General features: G+C 67.9%; 15 protein-coding genes, 2 tRNA genes and 5 pseudogenes. 8 read left to right on the plus strand and 14 right to left on the minus strand.

All coding sequences use genetic code 11. From position 1 onward, the window contains the following. Positions 1–23: 23 nt before the first annotated feature. Positions 24–776 (minus strand): hypothetical protein, encoded by a 753-nt coding sequence (locus ACFJGX_RS16665; RefSeq protein WP_382326584.1) that lies wholly within the window; start codon positions 774–776, stop codon positions 24–26. A gap of 1 nt (position 777) precedes the next feature. On the opposite strand from ACFJGX_RS16665, the gene ACFJGX_RS16670 reads away from it, so the two are divergent. The 8 genes and pseudogenes from ACFJGX_RS16670 (at position 778) to ACFJGX_RS16705 (ending at position 4,987) form a co-directional block, all read left to right on the plus strand. Next, positions 778–1,074 carry a hypothetical protein gene (locus ACFJGX_RS16670; RefSeq protein ID WP_382326586.1) on the plus strand — a complete coding sequence of 99 codons (297 nt, stop codon included), beginning with the start codon at positions 778–780 and terminating at the stop codon, positions 1,072–1,074. Between the two features lie 61 nt (positions 1,075–1,135). Next, a complete protein-coding gene (locus ACFJGX_RS16675; protein WP_382326588.1) occupies positions 1,136–1,528 on the plus strand; it encodes a 6-pyruvoyl tetrahydropterin synthase family protein in 393 nt (130 codons plus the stop codon). Positions 1,529–1,531: 3 nt separating this feature from the next. Beyond that, positions 1,532–1,957, plus strand: a pseudogene (locus ACFJGX_RS16680) (hypothetical protein); the annotation flags it as partial. Further along, positions 1,863–2,588, plus strand: a complete 726-nt coding sequence (locus tag ACFJGX_RS16685) for a glycosyltransferase family 4 protein (RefSeq protein ID WP_382328726.1) — start codon at positions 1,863–1,865, stop codon at positions 2,586–2,588. The pseudogene ACFJGX_RS16680 and the gene ACFJGX_RS16685, both read left to right, overlap by 95 nt. Before the next feature lie 58 nt (positions 2,589–2,646). Next, positions 2,647–3,480 (plus strand): class I SAM-dependent methyltransferase, encoded by an 834-nt coding sequence (locus ACFJGX_RS16690; protein ID WP_382326590.1) that lies wholly within the window; start codon positions 2,647–2,649, stop codon positions 3,478–3,480. A gap of 193 nt (positions 3,481–3,673) precedes the next feature. Then, positions 3,674–4,318: a LysE family translocator gene (locus ACFJGX_RS16695; RefSeq protein ID WP_382325038.1), complete on the plus strand. Its 645-nt coding sequence runs from the start codon at positions 3,674–3,676 to the stop codon at positions 4,316–4,318. Positions 4,319–4,340: 22 nt separating this feature from the next. Then, complete coding sequence (locus ACFJGX_RS16700; RefSeq protein ID WP_382326592.1) at positions 4,341–4,697, plus strand: hypothetical protein; 357 nt, start codon at positions 4,341–4,343, stop codon at positions 4,695–4,697. Then, positions 4,694–4,987 (plus strand): hypothetical protein, encoded by a 294-nt coding sequence (locus ACFJGX_RS16705; RefSeq protein WP_382325035.1) that lies wholly within the window; start codon positions 4,694–4,696, stop codon positions 4,985–4,987. The genes ACFJGX_RS16700 and ACFJGX_RS16705 overlap by 4 nt, the downstream gene beginning before the upstream one ends. A gap of 20 nt (positions 4,988–5,007) precedes the next feature. Here the strand turns inward: ACFJGX_RS16705 and ACFJGX_RS16710 are convergent, their stop codons facing one another. The 13 genes and pseudogenes from ACFJGX_RS16710 to ACFJGX_RS16770 all read right to left on the minus strand — a co-directional run bounded on the left by ACFJGX_RS16710 (position 5,008) and on the right by ACFJGX_RS16770 (position 15,378). Beyond that, complete coding sequence (locus ACFJGX_RS16710; protein ID WP_382325033.1) at positions 5,008–5,718, minus strand: ABC transporter ATP-binding protein; 711 nt, start codon at positions 5,716–5,718, stop codon at positions 5,008–5,010. After that, positions 5,715–6,479, minus strand: a complete 765-nt coding sequence (locus ACFJGX_RS16715; protein ID WP_382157653.1) for an ABC transporter ATP-binding protein — start codon at positions 6,477–6,479, stop codon at positions 5,715–5,717. The genes ACFJGX_RS16710 and ACFJGX_RS16715 overlap by 4 nt, the downstream gene beginning before the upstream one ends. Further along, positions 6,476–7,468 carry a branched-chain amino acid ABC transporter permease gene (locus tag ACFJGX_RS16720; RefSeq protein ID WP_382325031.1) on the minus strand — a complete coding sequence of 331 codons (993 nt, stop codon included), beginning with the start codon at positions 7,466–7,468 and terminating at the stop codon, positions 6,476–6,478. The genes ACFJGX_RS16715 and ACFJGX_RS16720 overlap by 4 nt, the downstream gene beginning before the upstream one ends. Continuing rightward, positions 7,465–8,328 (minus strand): branched-chain amino acid ABC transporter permease, encoded by an 864-nt coding sequence (locus ACFJGX_RS16725; protein WP_382325029.1) that lies wholly within the window; start codon positions 8,326–8,328, stop codon positions 7,465–7,467. Before ACFJGX_RS16725 ends, ACFJGX_RS16720 begins: the two co-directional genes overlap by 4 nt. A gap of 97 nt (positions 8,329–8,425) precedes the next feature. Continuing rightward, a pseudogene (locus ACFJGX_RS16730) lies at positions 8,426–9,615 on the minus strand (ABC transporter substrate-binding protein). A gap of 110 nt (positions 9,616–9,725) precedes the next feature. Then, complete coding sequence (locus tag ACFJGX_RS16735; protein WP_382326594.1) at positions 9,726–10,163, minus strand: flavodoxin domain-containing protein; 438 nt, start codon at positions 10,161–10,163, stop codon at positions 9,726–9,728. Positions 10,164–10,290: 127 nt separating this feature from the next. Beyond that, a tRNA-Arg gene (locus ACFJGX_RS16740) sits at positions 10,291–10,367 on the minus strand. A gap of 59 nt (positions 10,368–10,426) precedes the next feature. Continuing rightward, a tRNA-Pro gene (locus tag ACFJGX_RS16745) sits at positions 10,427–10,503 on the minus strand. 47 nt (positions 10,504–10,550) lie between these two features. Next, positions 10,551–11,254, minus strand: a pseudogene (locus tag ACFJGX_RS16750) (glutathione binding-like protein). A 90-nt stretch (positions 11,255–11,344) separates the two neighbouring features. Further along, positions 11,345–12,603: pseudogene (locus ACFJGX_RS16755) on the minus strand (acyl-CoA dehydrogenase family protein). Positions 12,604–12,642: 39 nt separating this feature from the next. Beyond that, the gene (locus ACFJGX_RS16760) at positions 12,643–13,728 is read right to left on the minus strand and encodes a phosphotransferase family protein (RefSeq protein ID WP_382325025.1); all 1,086 of its coding nucleotides are present in this window, start codon (positions 13,726–13,728) and stop codon (positions 12,643–12,645) included. A 64-nt stretch (positions 13,729–13,792) separates the two neighbouring features. Then, positions 13,793–14,513, minus strand: a pseudogene (locus ACFJGX_RS16765) (Crp/Fnr family transcriptional regulator). Between the two features lie 85 nt (positions 14,514–14,598). After that, the gene (locus tag ACFJGX_RS16770; RefSeq protein ID WP_382157672.1) at positions 14,599–15,378 is read right to left on the minus strand and encodes an oxepin-CoA hydrolase, alternative type; all 780 of its coding nucleotides are present in this window, start codon (positions 15,376–15,378) and stop codon (positions 14,599–14,601) included. Between the last annotated feature and the right edge of the window lie 26 nt (positions 15,379–15,404).

The raw sequence follows: 15,404 nt of genomic DNA on the forward strand, positions 1-15,404 counted from the left end.
AATGTGGAAATATTGGCCATGGGTCACACTACGCCCACCCCGCCGACACCGCGTTCCGCCCTTCGCCCATGCCCATCGCCTCCGATCCGTCCGCCGCCGTTTCCGCCCAGGCTTGCTGGGTGGTCAGCCCCGGCCTCGCCGAGATCCGCGACGAAACCCTGCCACCGCTTCCCGAAGGCTTCGCCCGCGTGCGCACCCTGCACACCGGCGTGAGCCGGGGCACCGAGGGCCTGGTGTTCCGGGGCGAGGTGCCCGCCAGCGAGGCGCAGCGCATGCGCGCGCCGTTCCAGGCGGGCGATTTCCCCGGCCCGGTGAAATACGGTTACGTGAACGTGGGTGTGGTCGAAGCCGGGCCGCCCGAGCTGCTCGGGCGCGAGGTGTTCTGCCTCTATCCGCACCAGACGGTGTTCCAGGTGCCCGCGTCCGTGCTGGTGCCGCTGCCCGCCGGGGTGCCCGCCGCGCGCGCCGTGCTGGCCGCGAACCTGGAAACCGCCATCAACGCCCTGTGGGACGGCCAGCCCAACCCAGGCGAGCACATCGCCGTGGTGGGCGGGGGCACGCTTGGCCTGCTGGTGGCCTGGCTCGCGGCGCGCCTGCCCCAAGGCAGCGTGCAGGTGGTGGACACGAACCCCGCGCGCGCGGGCATCGCGGCCACGCTCGGTGCCGGTTTTGCCCTGCCCGAAGCGGCGCAAGCCCAGGCCGATCTGGTCATCCACACCAGCGGCCAGTCGGCCGGGCTGCGCCACCGCGCTGCGGCTTGCGGCCTTCGAGGCCACGGTGCTCGAACTCAGCTGGTACGGCAGCCGCCCGGTCAGCGTGCCGCTGGGCGAGGCCTTCCATTCGCAGCGGCTCACGCTCAAGAGCTCGCAGGTAGGCCATGTCGCCAAGCGCCAGCGCGACCGCTGGAGCCACCGCCAGCGCCTGGAACTCGCGCTCTCGCTGCTCACCGAGCCGGCGCTGGACGCGCTGGTCACCCACAGCGCACCCTTCGCCGAGCTGCCTCAGGTGCTCGCGCGGCTGGCCGGCCCCGATGCGCCCGACACCCTGTGCCAGCGCATCGACTACCCTGCGTGATCCTTCCCGCCTTTCAAAGGACCCCCGACCGATGTACGCCGTCAACGTCAGAGACCATTTCATGATCGCCCACAGCTTCCAGGGCGCGGTGTTCGGGCCGGCCCAACGCATGCACGGCGCCACCTACGTGGTGGACCTCGAACTGCGCCGCGAGGCGCTGGATGCCGACGGCATCGTGGTCGACATCGGCCTGGCCACGCAGGTGCTGCGCGAGACCCTGGCCGTGCTCAACTTCCAGAACCTGGACGAGATGCCCGAGTTCAAGGGCCGCAACACCACCACCGAGTTCCTGGCGCGCGTGATCTTCGACCACATCGCCGTGCGCATCGCGGCCGGCGCGCTCGGTGCGCAGGCGCTGCCCACCGCGCAGTCGGCCGGCCTGCGGCAGATGAAGGTGACCCTGCACGAATCGCACGTGGCCTGGGCCTCGTACGAAGGCCCGCTGCCGGTCTGAGCCATGCCCGGCCAGCGCGTCTGCCACTTCCTGCTGCCGGGCGACTGGCACATCCCCACGGGCGGCTACACCTACGACCGCCGGCTCTCGCTCGCCCTGCGCGAGCAGGGGTGGACGGTGCTGCCTGAGGTGCTGGAAGGCGCCTGGCCCTGGCCCGACGACAGCGACCTCTCGGCCGCCCTGGCCCGCATCGCGGCCCTGCCCGATGGCGCGCTGGTGATCGCCGACGGCCTGGCCTTCGGCGCCCTGGCGCGCGTGGTGCGGCCGCATGCCCAGCGCCTGCGCTGGGTTGCCCATGTGCACCATCCGCTGCACCTGGAAACGGGCCTGAGCGCTGCGGACAGCGCACACCTGCGCACGGCCGAGGCGCAAGCCCTGCAACTGGTGCGGCAGGTGGTGGTGCCCAGCCGCCGCACGCTCGACGACGTGGCCGCCCTGGGCGTCCCGCCCGAGCGCATCGCCGTGGTGGAGCCGGGCACCGACCCGTCGCTTCCACCACCGCCGACCCCCCGGCGCGACGGCCCGGTGCAACTGCTCTGCGTGCGCAACGCTCACGCCGCGCAAGGGCCATGCCCTGCTGTTGCAGGCGCTTGCCAGCCTCACGCAACTGCCGTGGGTGCTGCACCTGGTGGGCAGCGCCGAGCGCGACCCCGGCACCGCCGCGCGCCTGCAGGCCCTGGCGACGCCGCTGGGCGAGCGCGTCGTCTGGCACGGCGAGCTGCCGGGCCCAGCGCTGCGCGCGCACTACCTGGCGGCCGATGTGTTCGTGCTGCCCTCGCTCTACGAGGGCTACGGCATGGTGATCGCCGAGGCCATCGCCCACGGCCTGCCGGTGGTCACCACCGACGGCGGGGCGCTGGCCCACACGCTGCCGCCCGGCGCTGGTCTGCAGGTGCCCGCCGGTGATGTGGCCGCGCTGCAGGCTGCGCTGGAGCGCGTGCTGGCCGATGCCGGGCTGCGCGAGCGCCTGGGCGCTGGCGCGCGCGAAGCCGCCGCTGCGCTGCCCACCTGGCCGCAGCAGGCCGCGCGCTACGCGGCCGTGCTGGAGGCCATGGCATGAGCGCCGCGCCGGGCCGCCCCAGCAAGCTCGCACCGCAGGCGAAGCCGAAGGTACACCCGTGAGCGGCGCCCACTTCAGCGCCGACTGGCTGCAACAGCGCGAACCCTTCGACACCGCGGCGCGCGACGAGGCCGCCAGGCACCTGCAACTGGCCGCGCGGTTCCATGCCATGGCCCCACCGGCGGGCACACCCTGGCGCGTGATCGACCTGGGCTGCGGCACCGGCGCGAACCAGCGCTGGCTCGCGCCCCGGCTGGGCGGACCGCAGCAATGGCTGGTGGTGGACCACGACGCCGCACTGCTGCGCGGCTGGCAACCCGGCGCCAGCGGCCCGGGTTTCGAGGCGTCCATTGTCTGCCGGCAGCTGGACCTCGCGCGGCATCTGGACACGCTGCCCTGGCACGCGGCCCATCTCGTCACCGCGTCGGCCTTGCTTGATCTCGTGAGCGCCGACTGGCTGCAACGGCTGGTGTCGCACGCCGTGGCCGCGCGCGCGGCCATGCTCTTCACGCTCAGCGTGGACGGCCGCCACGACTGGGAGCCCGGCGACCCGCTGGACTCGACCGTGGGCCGGCTCTTCGCCCGGCACCAGCGGCGCGACAAGGGCTTTGGCCCCGCGCTCGGTGCGGCTGCCTTGCCGGCCTTGCGCCGCGCGCTGCAGGGCAGCGGCTACCGCGTGTTCAGCGCGGCCAGCGACTGGCGCATCCACAGCCTGGAAAGCGCACAGGCCGGCGCGCTGCACCACGCGCTGGTCGACGGCATCGCCCACGCCGCGTGCGAGCAGGAGCCCGCGTCCCTCGCCGCGCTGGAAGCGTGGCGGCAACGGCGGCACGCGAATGCCACTGCGGGCAGCCTGCGCGTGGGCCATGTGGACCTGCTCGCCTTGCCCTGACCGGCCCTCAACCCGCCGCTGCGCGCGCGAGCCCCTGGCCTCGATCGGGCGAGCGTTCAAAAGCGGTGATGGTGGGGTCCATGAGAAAGTTTTCTGCTTTCACGGTCCCGACGTTCGAGGCCGGCGTCCATCGACATCCTCGAGTTTTTTCCGGGCTGCGGCGATACTGGCGATCCCGATTTCTGGAGTTCCCATGCTTCCCGACACGCCTCTGCTTCTGGCTTTCGTGGGCGCCAGCCTGGTGCTGGCCCTGACCCCCGGTCCCGCCGTCGTCTACATCGTGGCCCGCACCCTGGCGCAAGGGCGCGCCTGCGGTCTTTCGTCCGTGCTGGGCGTGGCCCTCGGCAACCTCGCCAACGCCCTCGGCGCCGCGCTCGGGTTGGCCGCCTTGTTCGCCGTGTCGTCGGTGGCCTTCACGGTGGTGAAGTGGGCCGGCGCGGCCTACCTCGTGTACCTGGGCATCCGCCTGTGGATGGCGGCGTCGCCACTGGCCGACGGCGCCGCGCCCCAGGTGCCGGCGCAGTCCTTGCGGCGCGTCTTCCGCGATGGCTTCCTGGTGGCGCTGCTGAACCCGAAAACCACCCTGTTCTTCGCCGCCTTCCTGCCGCAGTTCATGGACGCGCACGGCGCCAACCCCTTGCTGCAGACCCTGGCGCTCGGCGGCGTGTTCGTGGCGATCGCGTGCTGTACCGACATCCTCTACGTGCTCACCGCCAGCCTGGTCGCGCCGCGCCTGGGCCGCGCGGCACGGCACGGTGTCTGGGGCAACCGGCTCGCCGGCACGTCCTTCATCGGCCTGGGCGTGCTCACGGCGATGGGGTCGCGGCCTTCGCGTTGATGAGGGATCGACGCGCTGCATGATGAACCTCTACGAAGTCATCCGCTGGGGCAACGACTCGGACGACGTCTTCACCGGCGGTCCCAACGGCCCCGACACCTGCTTCCTCGTTCGCGCCGGCTCGGTGGAGCAGGCGGCCAGCCTGGCCGACGCCGAGTTGGCCAGGCGACCATCGCAGGTGGTTGAAAACTGGGCCGGCGCCGTCCACCTCCTGGGCGTCGAGCAGGCGAGGGAAGACGTCCCTCGGGTGCTGCGAGGACCCTACATTCAGCACGCCTACACCCATGGCTGGCGCTGCTGGCACCGGGACGCTCCCTCGGACCCCTGGGTCGAACACCAGGTCGCTGCCGCTGACGTGGCGCCCACCGGGCCCACATGAAGCGCTTGTCGTGCAGCCGCTGCCAGCGGCCAGTTTCTTTCACGCCCACCAGACAGGAGGAGCTGCGGCGGTGCCGGCAGTTCCTGGCATTCGCCGCGGTCCTGGCCGCCGTTGCCGTTGGGCTGTCCCTGGCCGGCGTGCCGCTGTGGCCCTGGTGGGTCGGTGGGATGGCGGTCTTTGTGTTGAGCCAGGCTGCGCTCAAATGGCAGGCCAGCCGATGGGCCTTCTGCGATCCCTGCCAGCACGGCCGTTATGTCTACCGGCGCGCGGCGAGCCCGGACGATGAATAGGGCCGGGTCGTTGCCGCGTCTCAGACACCCAGGTACTGTTCCAGCAACTCCGGCTGCGCGTGCAGCTGTTCCGAGCTGCCTTCGAAGACCACCTCACCTTTGACGAGGATCACGTTGCGGTCGGTGATCTGGGTGACGTGCTTCCAGTTCTTGTCCACGATCACGCTGCTGATGCCGCTCTCCCGGATCAGGCCGCAGATGCGCCAGATCTCGCGCGCGATCAGGGGCGCCAGGCCCTCGGTGGCCTCGTCGAGGATGAGCAGGTCGGGGTTGGTCATGAGCGCGCGGCCGATGGTGAGCATCTGCTGCTCGCCGCCGCTGAGCTGCTGCCCGCCGTGGTTCAGGCGCTCGGCCAGGCGCGGGAAGGTGTCGAGCACACGCTCGTAGGTCCAGTCGCGCTGGCCCTGTGTGCCGGCGCGCGCCGACATCACCAGGTTCTCGCGCACGCTCAGGTTGCCGAAGATGCCGCGGCCTTCGGGCACATAGGCGATGCCCAGGCGGGCGATCTCGAAGGTGGGGGCGCCGGTCATGTCCTGGCCCTTCACATGCACCTTGCCACCGCTGGGTTTGACGATGCCCATGATCGACTTGAGCAAGGTCGTCTTGCCCATGCCGTTGCGGCCCATCAGGCCGATGGTCTGGCCCTTGTCGACGGTGAAGTCCACGCCGCGCAGGATGTGGCTGGCGCCGTAGTGGGTGTGAAGGCCTCTGGCCTGGATCAGCGCGCTCATTCGTGCTCCTCGCCGAGGTAGGCCGCCTGCACGCCTGCGTCGGCGCGGACTTCGGCCGGCGTGCCGCTGGCGATCACCTGGCCGTTGACCATGACGGTGAGCCGGTCGGCCAGGGTGAACACGGCATCCATGTCGTGCTCCACGAGCATCATGGCGTGGTCCTTCTTGATTTTGAGCAGCAGCTCGACCATGCGCTCGGCCTCGGCGTGGCCCATGCCGGCCAGAGGCTCGTCGAGCAGCAGCACGGTGGGTTCGGTGGCCAGGGTCATGGCAATCTCCAGCTGGCGCTGCTCGCCGTGGCTGGTGGTGCCCGCGATGGTGCCCACGCGGGCCGTGAGGCCGGCGAGTTCGATGGCGCGTTCGCAGCGGCGGTTGACTTCGGTCATCGCACTGGCCGCCGAGAGCCAGCGCAGCGGGTTCCACGGGCCATGCCGTTCACGCGACTGGGCGGCCAGGCGCACGTTGTCCCACACGCTGAAGGGCAGGAAGATGTTGGTCTTCTGGTAGCTGCGGCCCAGGCCCAGGCGCGAGATGCGTTCGGGGTTCTTGCCGGCCGTTTCGGTGCCGTTGAGCGTGATGCGGCCGGAGGTGGGGGGCAGGTCGCCCGAGAGCAGGTTGGTCAAGGTGGACTTGCCCGCGCCGTTGGGGCCGATCACCGCGTGGATGCGGTCGCGGTGCAGATCCACCGACACGTCGTTGACGGCGGCCAGGCCGCCGAAGCGCTTGGTGAGGCTTTTCGCCGAGAGCAGGAGCTCGCTCATGGGGCACCCCGCTTGCGGGAGAACTGCGCCACCAGGCCCAGCAAGCCGCGCGGCGCGAACACCACGATCAGCACGATGAAGCTGCCCATCAGCAACTGCCAGTGCTTGGTGAGGTCCTTGAAGAAGTGCATGACGTACTCGAACGCGAAGGCCCCCACGATGGCGCCCGCGAAGTTGCCCATGCCGCCGAGGATGACCATCATGATGGCGTGCGCGCTCATGTGAAAGCCCATGAGTTCGGGGTTCACGTAGCCGGTCTGCGCGGCCCACAGGAACCCCGCCACGCCGGCCAGCGCGCCGGCCAGGGTGAAGGCGGCGAGCTTGTAGCCGAAGGTGCCGTAGCCCACCGCGCGCATGCGGTGCTCGTTCACGCGGATGCCGGCGAGCACGCGGCCGAAGGGCGAGAACAGCAGGCGCCGCAGGAAGGCATAGACCAGCACCAGCAGCAGCAGGGTGAAGTAATAGAAGGTGGTTTTGTTGTCCAGGTCGATGCCGGCCCAGCCGAACAGCGAGGCGTCGGGCCGGAAGTTCACGTACAGGCCGTCGGAGCCGCCGAGCGCCTTGTTGTCGAAGAACAGGAAGAACACCATCTGCGCGAAGGCCATGGTGACCATGATGAAGTAGATGCCGTGCGTGCGCACCACGAAGAAGCCGATGATCAGCGCCGCCAGGCCCGCGCCCAGGGCCGAGACGGGCAGCGCCCACCACAGGCTGATGGGCGTGTCGGCCGGTGTGAGGAAGGCCAGGGCGTAACCCGCCAGACCGAAGTAGGCGGCGTGGCCGAGCGAGACCAGGCCGGTCACGCCCTGCAGCAGATCGAGGCTCATCGCGAAGATGGCCAGGATCATCATCTGCGAGAGCATCTGCAGGTAGAAGTCGACACCCGTCAGGGGCATGAGCGGGAAGGCGGCGAGGGCGATGGCGCCCAGCAGCAGGATCACCTGCATGCTGCGCGGCAGCTTTTCCAGCTGGGCTTTGGGCGAACTCATTGTTTGAACAGCCCTTCAGGCTTGTAAAGCAGCACGGCGGCCATGAGCATGTAGACGGCCATGCCGGCGATCTGCGGCACCAGCACCTTGCCGAAGGTGTCGACCAGGCCCACCAGCAGCGCGGCCACGAGGGCCCCGCGCACCGAGCCGATGCCACCGATGACGACCACCACGAAGCACATGATCAGCACCGAGCTGCCCATGCCGGGGTACACGCTGGAAACGGGCGAGGCGATCATGCCGGCGATGGCCGCCAGGGCCACGCCCAGCGCGAACACCACGCCATGGATGAGCCGGATGTTGATGCCGAGCGACTCGGTCATCTCGCGGTTGAAGGCGCCCGCGCGGATCTTCATGCCCAGGCGGGTCCTGGAGATGAGCAGGTACAGGCCGAGGGCGAGCGCGATGCACACGCCCGACATCACCAGCCGGTAGACCGGGTAGGACAGGTTGTCCGTGAGCGGGATCGACCAGTTCAGCATCTCCGGCACCTGCACCGAGTGCACGTCGTCGCCCCAGAGAATGGAGCGCACTTCCTCGAAGATGTAGATCAGGCCGAAGGTCAGCAGCACCTGGTCCAGGTGGTCGCGGCGGTAGAAGTGGCGGAACAGCAGCCATTCGAGCAGCCAGCCCAGCACGACGGCGATGACCGAGCCCAGCACGATGGCCAGCACCAGGCTGTCGAGCTGCGACACCAGGAACCAGGCCAGGTAGGCGCCCAGCATGTAGAAGCTGCCATGCGCGAGGTTGACCACGCCCATGATGCCGAAGATCAGGGTGAGCCCGGCCGCCAGCATGAACAGCAACAGGCCGTACTGCAGGCTGTTGAGCAACTGGATCAGGAAGTTGGCGAAGTCCATGAAGCGGGGCGGTGAGGATCAGGCCAGGAAGGCGAGCAAAAACCAGACCAGCGCCTGTGGGCGCCGGTCTGTGGAGGCACGAGTGAGGCGGGGGCGATCAGCCCATGCGGCAGCCGGTGGCCGGGTCGGCCACGGCTTTCTGCGCGATGCCGATCACCTTGTTTTCCTTGTTCTCGACCTTGCGCATGTAGATGTCCTGGATCGGGTTGTGGGCCTTGCTCATGGTCCACTTGCCGCGCGGGCTGTCGATGGTGGCGCCTTCCATGGCGGCGTACAGCGCCTTCTTGTTGTTGAGGTCGCCCTTGACGGCGTTGGCGCCCTTGATCAGCAGCAGGCCGGTGTCGTAGCCCTGCACGGCGTACACGTCGGGCTGAAGGCGGAAGGCCTTGGCGTACTCCAGGCGGAACTGCTTGTCGCGCGGCGTGTTCAGCGAGTCGCCGTAGTGCATGGTGGTGAGCACGCCGTTGGCCGCAGGACCGGCCGCTTCCAGCACGCCCTCGGTCAGGAAGCCCGAGCCGTAGAGCTGGATGGTCTTGTTCAGGCCCGCCGCGGCGTAGTCGCTCATGAACTTGGCCGCGCCGCCGCCGGCGAAGAAGCAGGCCACGGCATCGGGCTTGAGCGAGGCGATCTCGGTCAGCAGCGCCTGGAATTCCACGTTCGGGAAGGGCAGGCCCAGCTTCTTCATGATGGTGCCGCCGGCCGCGGTGTAGCTCTGCTCGAAGCCTTCGAAGGCTTCGTCGCCGGCCGCGTAGTTCCAGGTGATCCACACCGCCTTCTTGTGGCCGTTGCGCCACCATGGCCTTGCCCAGCGCCAGCGTGGGCTGAGAGTTGGTGAACGAGGTGCGGAACACGTTGGGGGCGCACTGGGCGCGGGTGCGCCACGTGCACGCCTGCGTTGGGGATCAGGTTGAGCACGCCGGTGTCGCGCGCCACCTTGTGGATGCCCATCTGCACGCCCGAGTGCACGGTGCCCACGAGCACGTCCACCTTGTCGCGCTGCACCAGGCGGGTCGCGTTCTCGATGCCCTTGGCCGGGTTGGATTCGTCGTCCACCTTGAAGTACTCGACTTCACGGCCACCGAGCTTGCCGCCTTGCTCGTTGAGGGCCATGCGGAAACCGTTCTCGATCGCCACGCCGAGCTGGGCGAAGGTGCCGGTGTACGGCAGCATGAAACCCACGCGCACCTTGTCCGACTGCGCACGTGCCAACTCGGGCAGCAGCAGGCCGGTGGATGCGGCGCCGATCACGGCGGCGCTGCGGGTCAGGACGATTCGGCGGGTGGTCATGGAGTTCTCCTGTGGGTGGTTGCCGGAATGCGGTTCACTGTAGACGCGGGGTAGGGGATTGACGATCCAGAATTACCCGTACTTGAGGTCTAAAACATTTATGTCTGAATTTAAGAGGCGGGTTGCATGGCCAGCGCGAGCCACTCGCGGCACCAAGCCGCGCCGACCACCTCGGCCTCGGTGCCCGCCGACGCGTCATGGCAGAACACGTCTCCCACACGCACGGCGCCCAGATCGGCGAGACGCTCGTCGAACCGCCGACCACCCTGGCAGAACGTCTGCGGATGGGTGCCGTGGTCGCCCAGTGCGATCACGCCGTAGCGCACGTGGCCCAGAAACTTGGGCTCGTTGCCCAGGGATTCGTACAGCGCCCGGGCGTTGTCCGGCACGTCACCCGAGCCGTAGGTGGATGTACATATGAGATATAGTGCATCCCCGTCAAAAACTCGGATGTCCAATCCGTCCATCATGCGCACCTCGATCTCGGGGATCAGGTCGGCGCAATCCATCTCGATGGCCTGAGCCACGTACTCTGCGGTGTTGGTCATCGTGCCAACGAGGATGAGGAGTCTGGAGGGTGGGTTCATGATTCAGAAGCTGCAATATACTTCATGAATTCCCGATGAATCATCGGGTAAACCCTCGTTGATGCGCTGGGTCGCGTGGCCCCTTGGGTGGCCTGCCCGGAGGGACTCGAACCCCCGACCTGCTGCTTAGAAGGCAGCTGCTCTATCCGGTTGAGCTACGGGCAGACAGGGCGACTGGCGATGCAAAAAAGGCCCACACTGTGGGCCTTTTTGTTCTTGATGAATGGTCGGAGCGGCGGGATTCGAACTCGCGACCCTCTGCTCCCAAAGCAGATGCGCTACCAGGCTGCGCTACGCTCCGACTAAGCGGCGAATTGTACCTGCTGAAATGAGGTGTTCCGGCCGGGGTCAGCGTTTTTCGTACTGCGTCTTGCCAAACAGCACTTCGCGCGACTTGTCATCGGTGATCGGTTTGCGCGCGTCGGCCAGCACCGCCACGCCGCGTTGCACCGCGGGGCGGGCGGCAATGGTGTCGAACCACTGTTTCAGGTGCGGGAAGTCGGCCCAGTCGATGCCCTGGTTCTGCCAGTTGCGCAGCCAGGGGAAGATCGCGATGTCGGCGATGCTGTACTGGTTGCCCGCGATGAACTTCTGCGCCTCGAGTTGCCGGTCCATGACGCCGTAGAGCCGCCTGGCTTCGTTGGTGTAGCGATCGATGGCATAGCCGATCTTCTCGGGCGCGTACTGCCGGAAGTGGTGGTTCTGGCCGAGCATGGGGCCCACGCCGCCCATCTGGAACATCAGCCACTCCAGCACCTTGAACTTGGCGCGGTCGCTCTTGGGCAGGAACTTGCCGGTCTTGGCCGCGAGGTAGAGCAGGATCGCGCCCGACTCGAACAGGCTGATGGGCTGGCCGTCGGGACCGTCGGGGTCGACCAGTGCCGGAATCTTGTTGTTCGGGCTGATCTTGAGAAAGGCCGGTTCGAACTGATCGCCCTTGCCGATGTTGACGGGATGGACCCGCCAGTCCCGGCCGAGCCGCAGTCCACACTCCTCCAGCATGATGTGGACCTTGTGTCCATTGGGGGTTCGCAGGAGTGGACGTCGATCATGGGACTTGCCTTTCTTGCGGGAGGGTGGCTGAGGAGCAGGCCACTCTACGGGAATTCAAAAACCCGTGCTCACCCTCCCGGCATGCCGGCTCAGAAGCCGCGCGTGACGGGCATGTCCACCTCGGTCTTCACCAGCATGTGCTTGCGCAGTTCCAGCTTGGCGATGGACTGGCGGTGCACCTCGTCGGGGCCGTCGGCCAGGCGCAGGGTGCGCTGGCCAGCATAGGCGTAGGCCAGTGGGAAATCGTCGCTCACGCCGCCGCCGCCATGGGCCTGAATGCGATGTCGATGATGTCGCAGGCCATGTTGGGTGCCACCACCTTGATCATGGCGATCTCGGCCTTGGCGACCTTGTTGCCGACGGTGTCCATCATGTAGGCCGCCTTGAGCGTGAGCAGGCGCGCCATCTCGATGCGGCAGCGCGCATCGGCGATGCGCTCGTGCCAGACCGATTGGGCCGACACCGGCTTGCCGAAGGCCACGCGGCTGTTCAGGCGCTTGCACATCAACTCCAGCGCGCGCTCGGCCGCGCCGATGGAACGCATGCAGTGGTGGATGCGGCCCGGGCCCAAGCGGCCCTGCGCGATCTCGAACCCCCGGCCTTCGCCGAGCAGGATGTTGCCCACCGGCACGCGCACGTCCTTGAGCACCACTTCCATGTGGCCGTGCGGCGCGTCGTCGTAGCCGAACACCGACAGCGGTCGCACCACGGTGATGCCCTTGCTGTTGGCTGGCACGATGATCATGGACTGCTGCGAGTGGCGCGGCGCATCGGGGTTGGTCTTGCCCATCACGATGTAGACCGCGCAGCGCGGGTCACCGGCGCCGGAGGACCACCACTTGCGGCCGTTGATGACGTAGTGGTCGCCGTCGCGCTCGATGCGGCACTGGATGTTGGTGGCGTCCGACGAGGCGACCTCGGGTTCGGTCATCAGGAAGGCCGAGCGGATCTCGCCGCGCAGCAGCGGCTCGAGCCACTCGTCCTTGAGTTCCTCGCTGGCGTAGCGCTCGAAGGTTTCCATGTTGCCGGTGTCGGGGGCCGAGCAGTTGAAGACCTCGGCCGCGAACGGCACGCGGCCCATGATTTCGCACATGGGTGCGTACTCGAGGTTGGACAGACCCTGCGGCGCGCGCGGGCTGCGCGGCAGGAACAGGTTCCACAGGCCGGCCTTGAGCGCCTTGGGCTTGAGTTCCTCGATGATCGTGGTGGGCAGCCAGGGGTTGCCCTTGGCGCGGTTGGCGGCGATCTCGGCGAAGAAGCGCGCTTCGTTGGGGTAGATGTGCTCGTCCATGAACGCCAGCAAACGCTCGCGCATGTCCTTGACCTTGTCGGTGTAGTCGAAATTCATCTTGGCTCCAGTGGAAAAAGGGTGTGGGTGTGAAGAGGGTCAGCGGGCGCTGGCGAAGCCCCAGGCCATCTCGGCCAGGGGGCGGGCGCCGGCGGCGGATTTCACCGCCTGTTCGTTGGACGCGGTGCCGGTTTCCACCCGCTTGGCAATGCCCTGCAGGATGGCCGCGAGGCGGAACATGTTGTAGGCGAGGTAGAAGTTCCAGTCCGCTTTGAGTTGCTCGGGGCTGGCGATGCCGGTGCGTTCGCAGTAGCGCGAGATGTAGGCGTCTTCGGAAGGGATGCCCAGCTCGGCCAGGTCCAGTCCCTGGATGCCGCGGAACATGCCGGGCGGGATGTGCCAGGACATGCAGTGGTAGCTGAAATCGGCCAGCGGGTGGCCCAGCGTCGAGAGTTCCCAGTCGAGCACGGCGAGCACGCGCGGCTCGGTGGCGTGGAACATCAGGTTGTCGAGGCGGAAGTCGCCATGTACCACCGACACCATGGACTCGTCGCGCGCCATGGCCGGGATGTTCTGCGGCAGCCATTCCATGAGGCGGTCCATCTCCGGGATGGGCTGCGTGATGGAGGCCTGGTACTGCTTGCTCCAGCGGCCGATCTGGCGCTCGAAATAGTTGCCGGGCTTGCCATAGTCGGTCAGGCCGATCGCGTCGGGCTTGACGGTGTGCAGCGCCGCCATGACGCGGTTCATCTCGTCGTAGAGGGCAGCGCGTTGCGCGCGGTCCATGCCGGGCAGCGACTGTTCCCAGAGCACGCGCCCATCCACGCACTCCATGACATAGAAGGCCCGGCCGATCACCGATTCGTCTTCGCACAGCACGTGCATCCGCGCCACCGGCACACCCGTGCCGTGCAGCGCGCTCATCACACGGAACTCACGCTCGATCGCATGGGCCGAGGGCAGCAGCTTGGCCACGGGCCCGGGCTTGGCCCGCATCACGTAGGCGCGTTGCGGCGTGATGAGCTTGTAGGTGGGGTTGGACTGGCCGCCCTTGAACATCTCCACCGAGAGCGGGCCGGCGAAGCCCGGCAGCCGGTCTGTCAGCCAGCGTTCGAGGGCCGGGATGTCGAAGGTGTGTTGTGCCGCAACGGGCCGGGTGCCGACGAAATTCTGGGTGTCGCTCATGGTGTGCGGCTCAAGGCCGTTGTGGGTTGACGGGCCTGAAGCAGCAGTGGCGACAACGCCGGGGTCAGGACTCGGCTTCGGCGATGCGCATGAGCATGTCGCGGTTGCGCACCACCACACCGCCTTGTTCGATGCGGATCGCGTCCTCGCGCTCCATCGACTTGAGCTCCTGGTTCACGCGCTGCCGCGACGCGCCCAGCAGCTGCGCCAGTTCCTCCTGCGCGAGCTGCAGGCCGATGCGCATTTCGCTGCCGTCGGCCAGGCAGGGCACGCCGTAGCTGCGCACCAGGTGCAGCAGCTGTTCTGGCCAGCCGCGCGCGCAGGGGCAGGGTGTTGAGGTCTTCCACCAGGCCGAACAGCGTGCGGATGCGCCGTGCCTGCAGTCGCATGAGCGCTTCGTACAACTCCACGTGCGAGGCCAGGATCTTCTGGAAATCGGTGCGCGCCACGCACAGCAAGGTGGTGGCGCCATGCGCGTAGGCATCGTGCGTGCGCTGGTCGCCGTCGAACATCGCCACATCGCCGAACCACACCCCGGGCTCCACATAGGTCAGCGTGATCTGCTTGCCCGAGAGCGAGGTCGAGCTCACGCGCACCGCCCCACGGGCGACCGCCGACCATTCGGTCGGTGGGTCGCCGCGTGCGACGATGAGGTCGCCGTCCTTGAATCGCTTGACGTGGGCGCATCGGAGGATGTCGTGACGCAGGGAAGGTGAAAGGCTGCTGAACCAGCGACCGTTGTTGATCGCCTCGCGTTCTTCCATTGTCAGAATCGGTTCGTCCATGGGCTGTCTTTTGAGTGACTGAGGGTGGCCTTCATTGTCGCCACTGGGACGCGGCGGACAGATCAGGGTATGCGCGCAGACCGCGTCAACGGTAGTTGGCGGCCCGCTTTTCCATGAAGGCCGTGATACCTTCGCCCGCGTTGGCGTGATGCAGGTTGCGCACGAAATGATCGCGCTCGGCCGACAGCTGCGCGTGCAGTGTGACCGTCGGGGCGTCGTTGGCGAGTTCCTTGATGCTGCTGAGCGCGTTGGGCGCGCGCGCATTGAGGCGTTCGCACAGCGTCAGCGCGTCGTGCAGCGCTTCTCCCGGCGTGCTGGTCTGGGTGATGACGCCCAGTTGCTGCAGCCGCTCGGCGCCGATGCGTTCACCGCACAACAGCAACTGCAGCGCCGTGGCCCGGGGCAGGGCGCGCATCAGGCTCCAGGTGGCCCCGCCGTCGGGCGACAGGCCCACGCTGCTGTACGACATCGCGAACACGCTGTTCTGCGCGGCGATCACCAGGTCGCAAGCCAGCGCCAGCGAAAAACCGGCACCGGCGCACGCGCCTTCCACGGCCGCCACCACGGGCTTGGGGAAGGCGCGGATGGTCTCGATCCAGTTGTGCAAACCCTCGATGCTCTGCGCCTGCACCTCGGGCGGCTGCTGCCGGTTGGCCAGCAGCCGCTGCAGGTTGCCGCCGGCACAGAAGTGCGCGCCTTCGCCCGTGAGCACCACGCTGCGCACTTCGGGGCTGCTTTCGGCCACGTTGAGCGCTTCCACGCCAGCGGCGTACATGTCGGGGCCGAGGGCGTTGCGGTGTTCCGGGTTGCTGATGGTCAGCACCATGGTCTGACCATGGCTGTGGCTCTTGAGGCTGGCGGTCATGCGGTGTCGGTCCTTGCGGTCGGGAA

Source organism: Hydrogenophaga sp. UC242_50 (assembly GCF_042697355.1).
In the GTDB taxonomy this organism is placed as follows: domain Bacteria; phylum Pseudomonadota; class Gammaproteobacteria; order Burkholderiales; family Burkholderiaceae_C; genus Hydrogenophaga.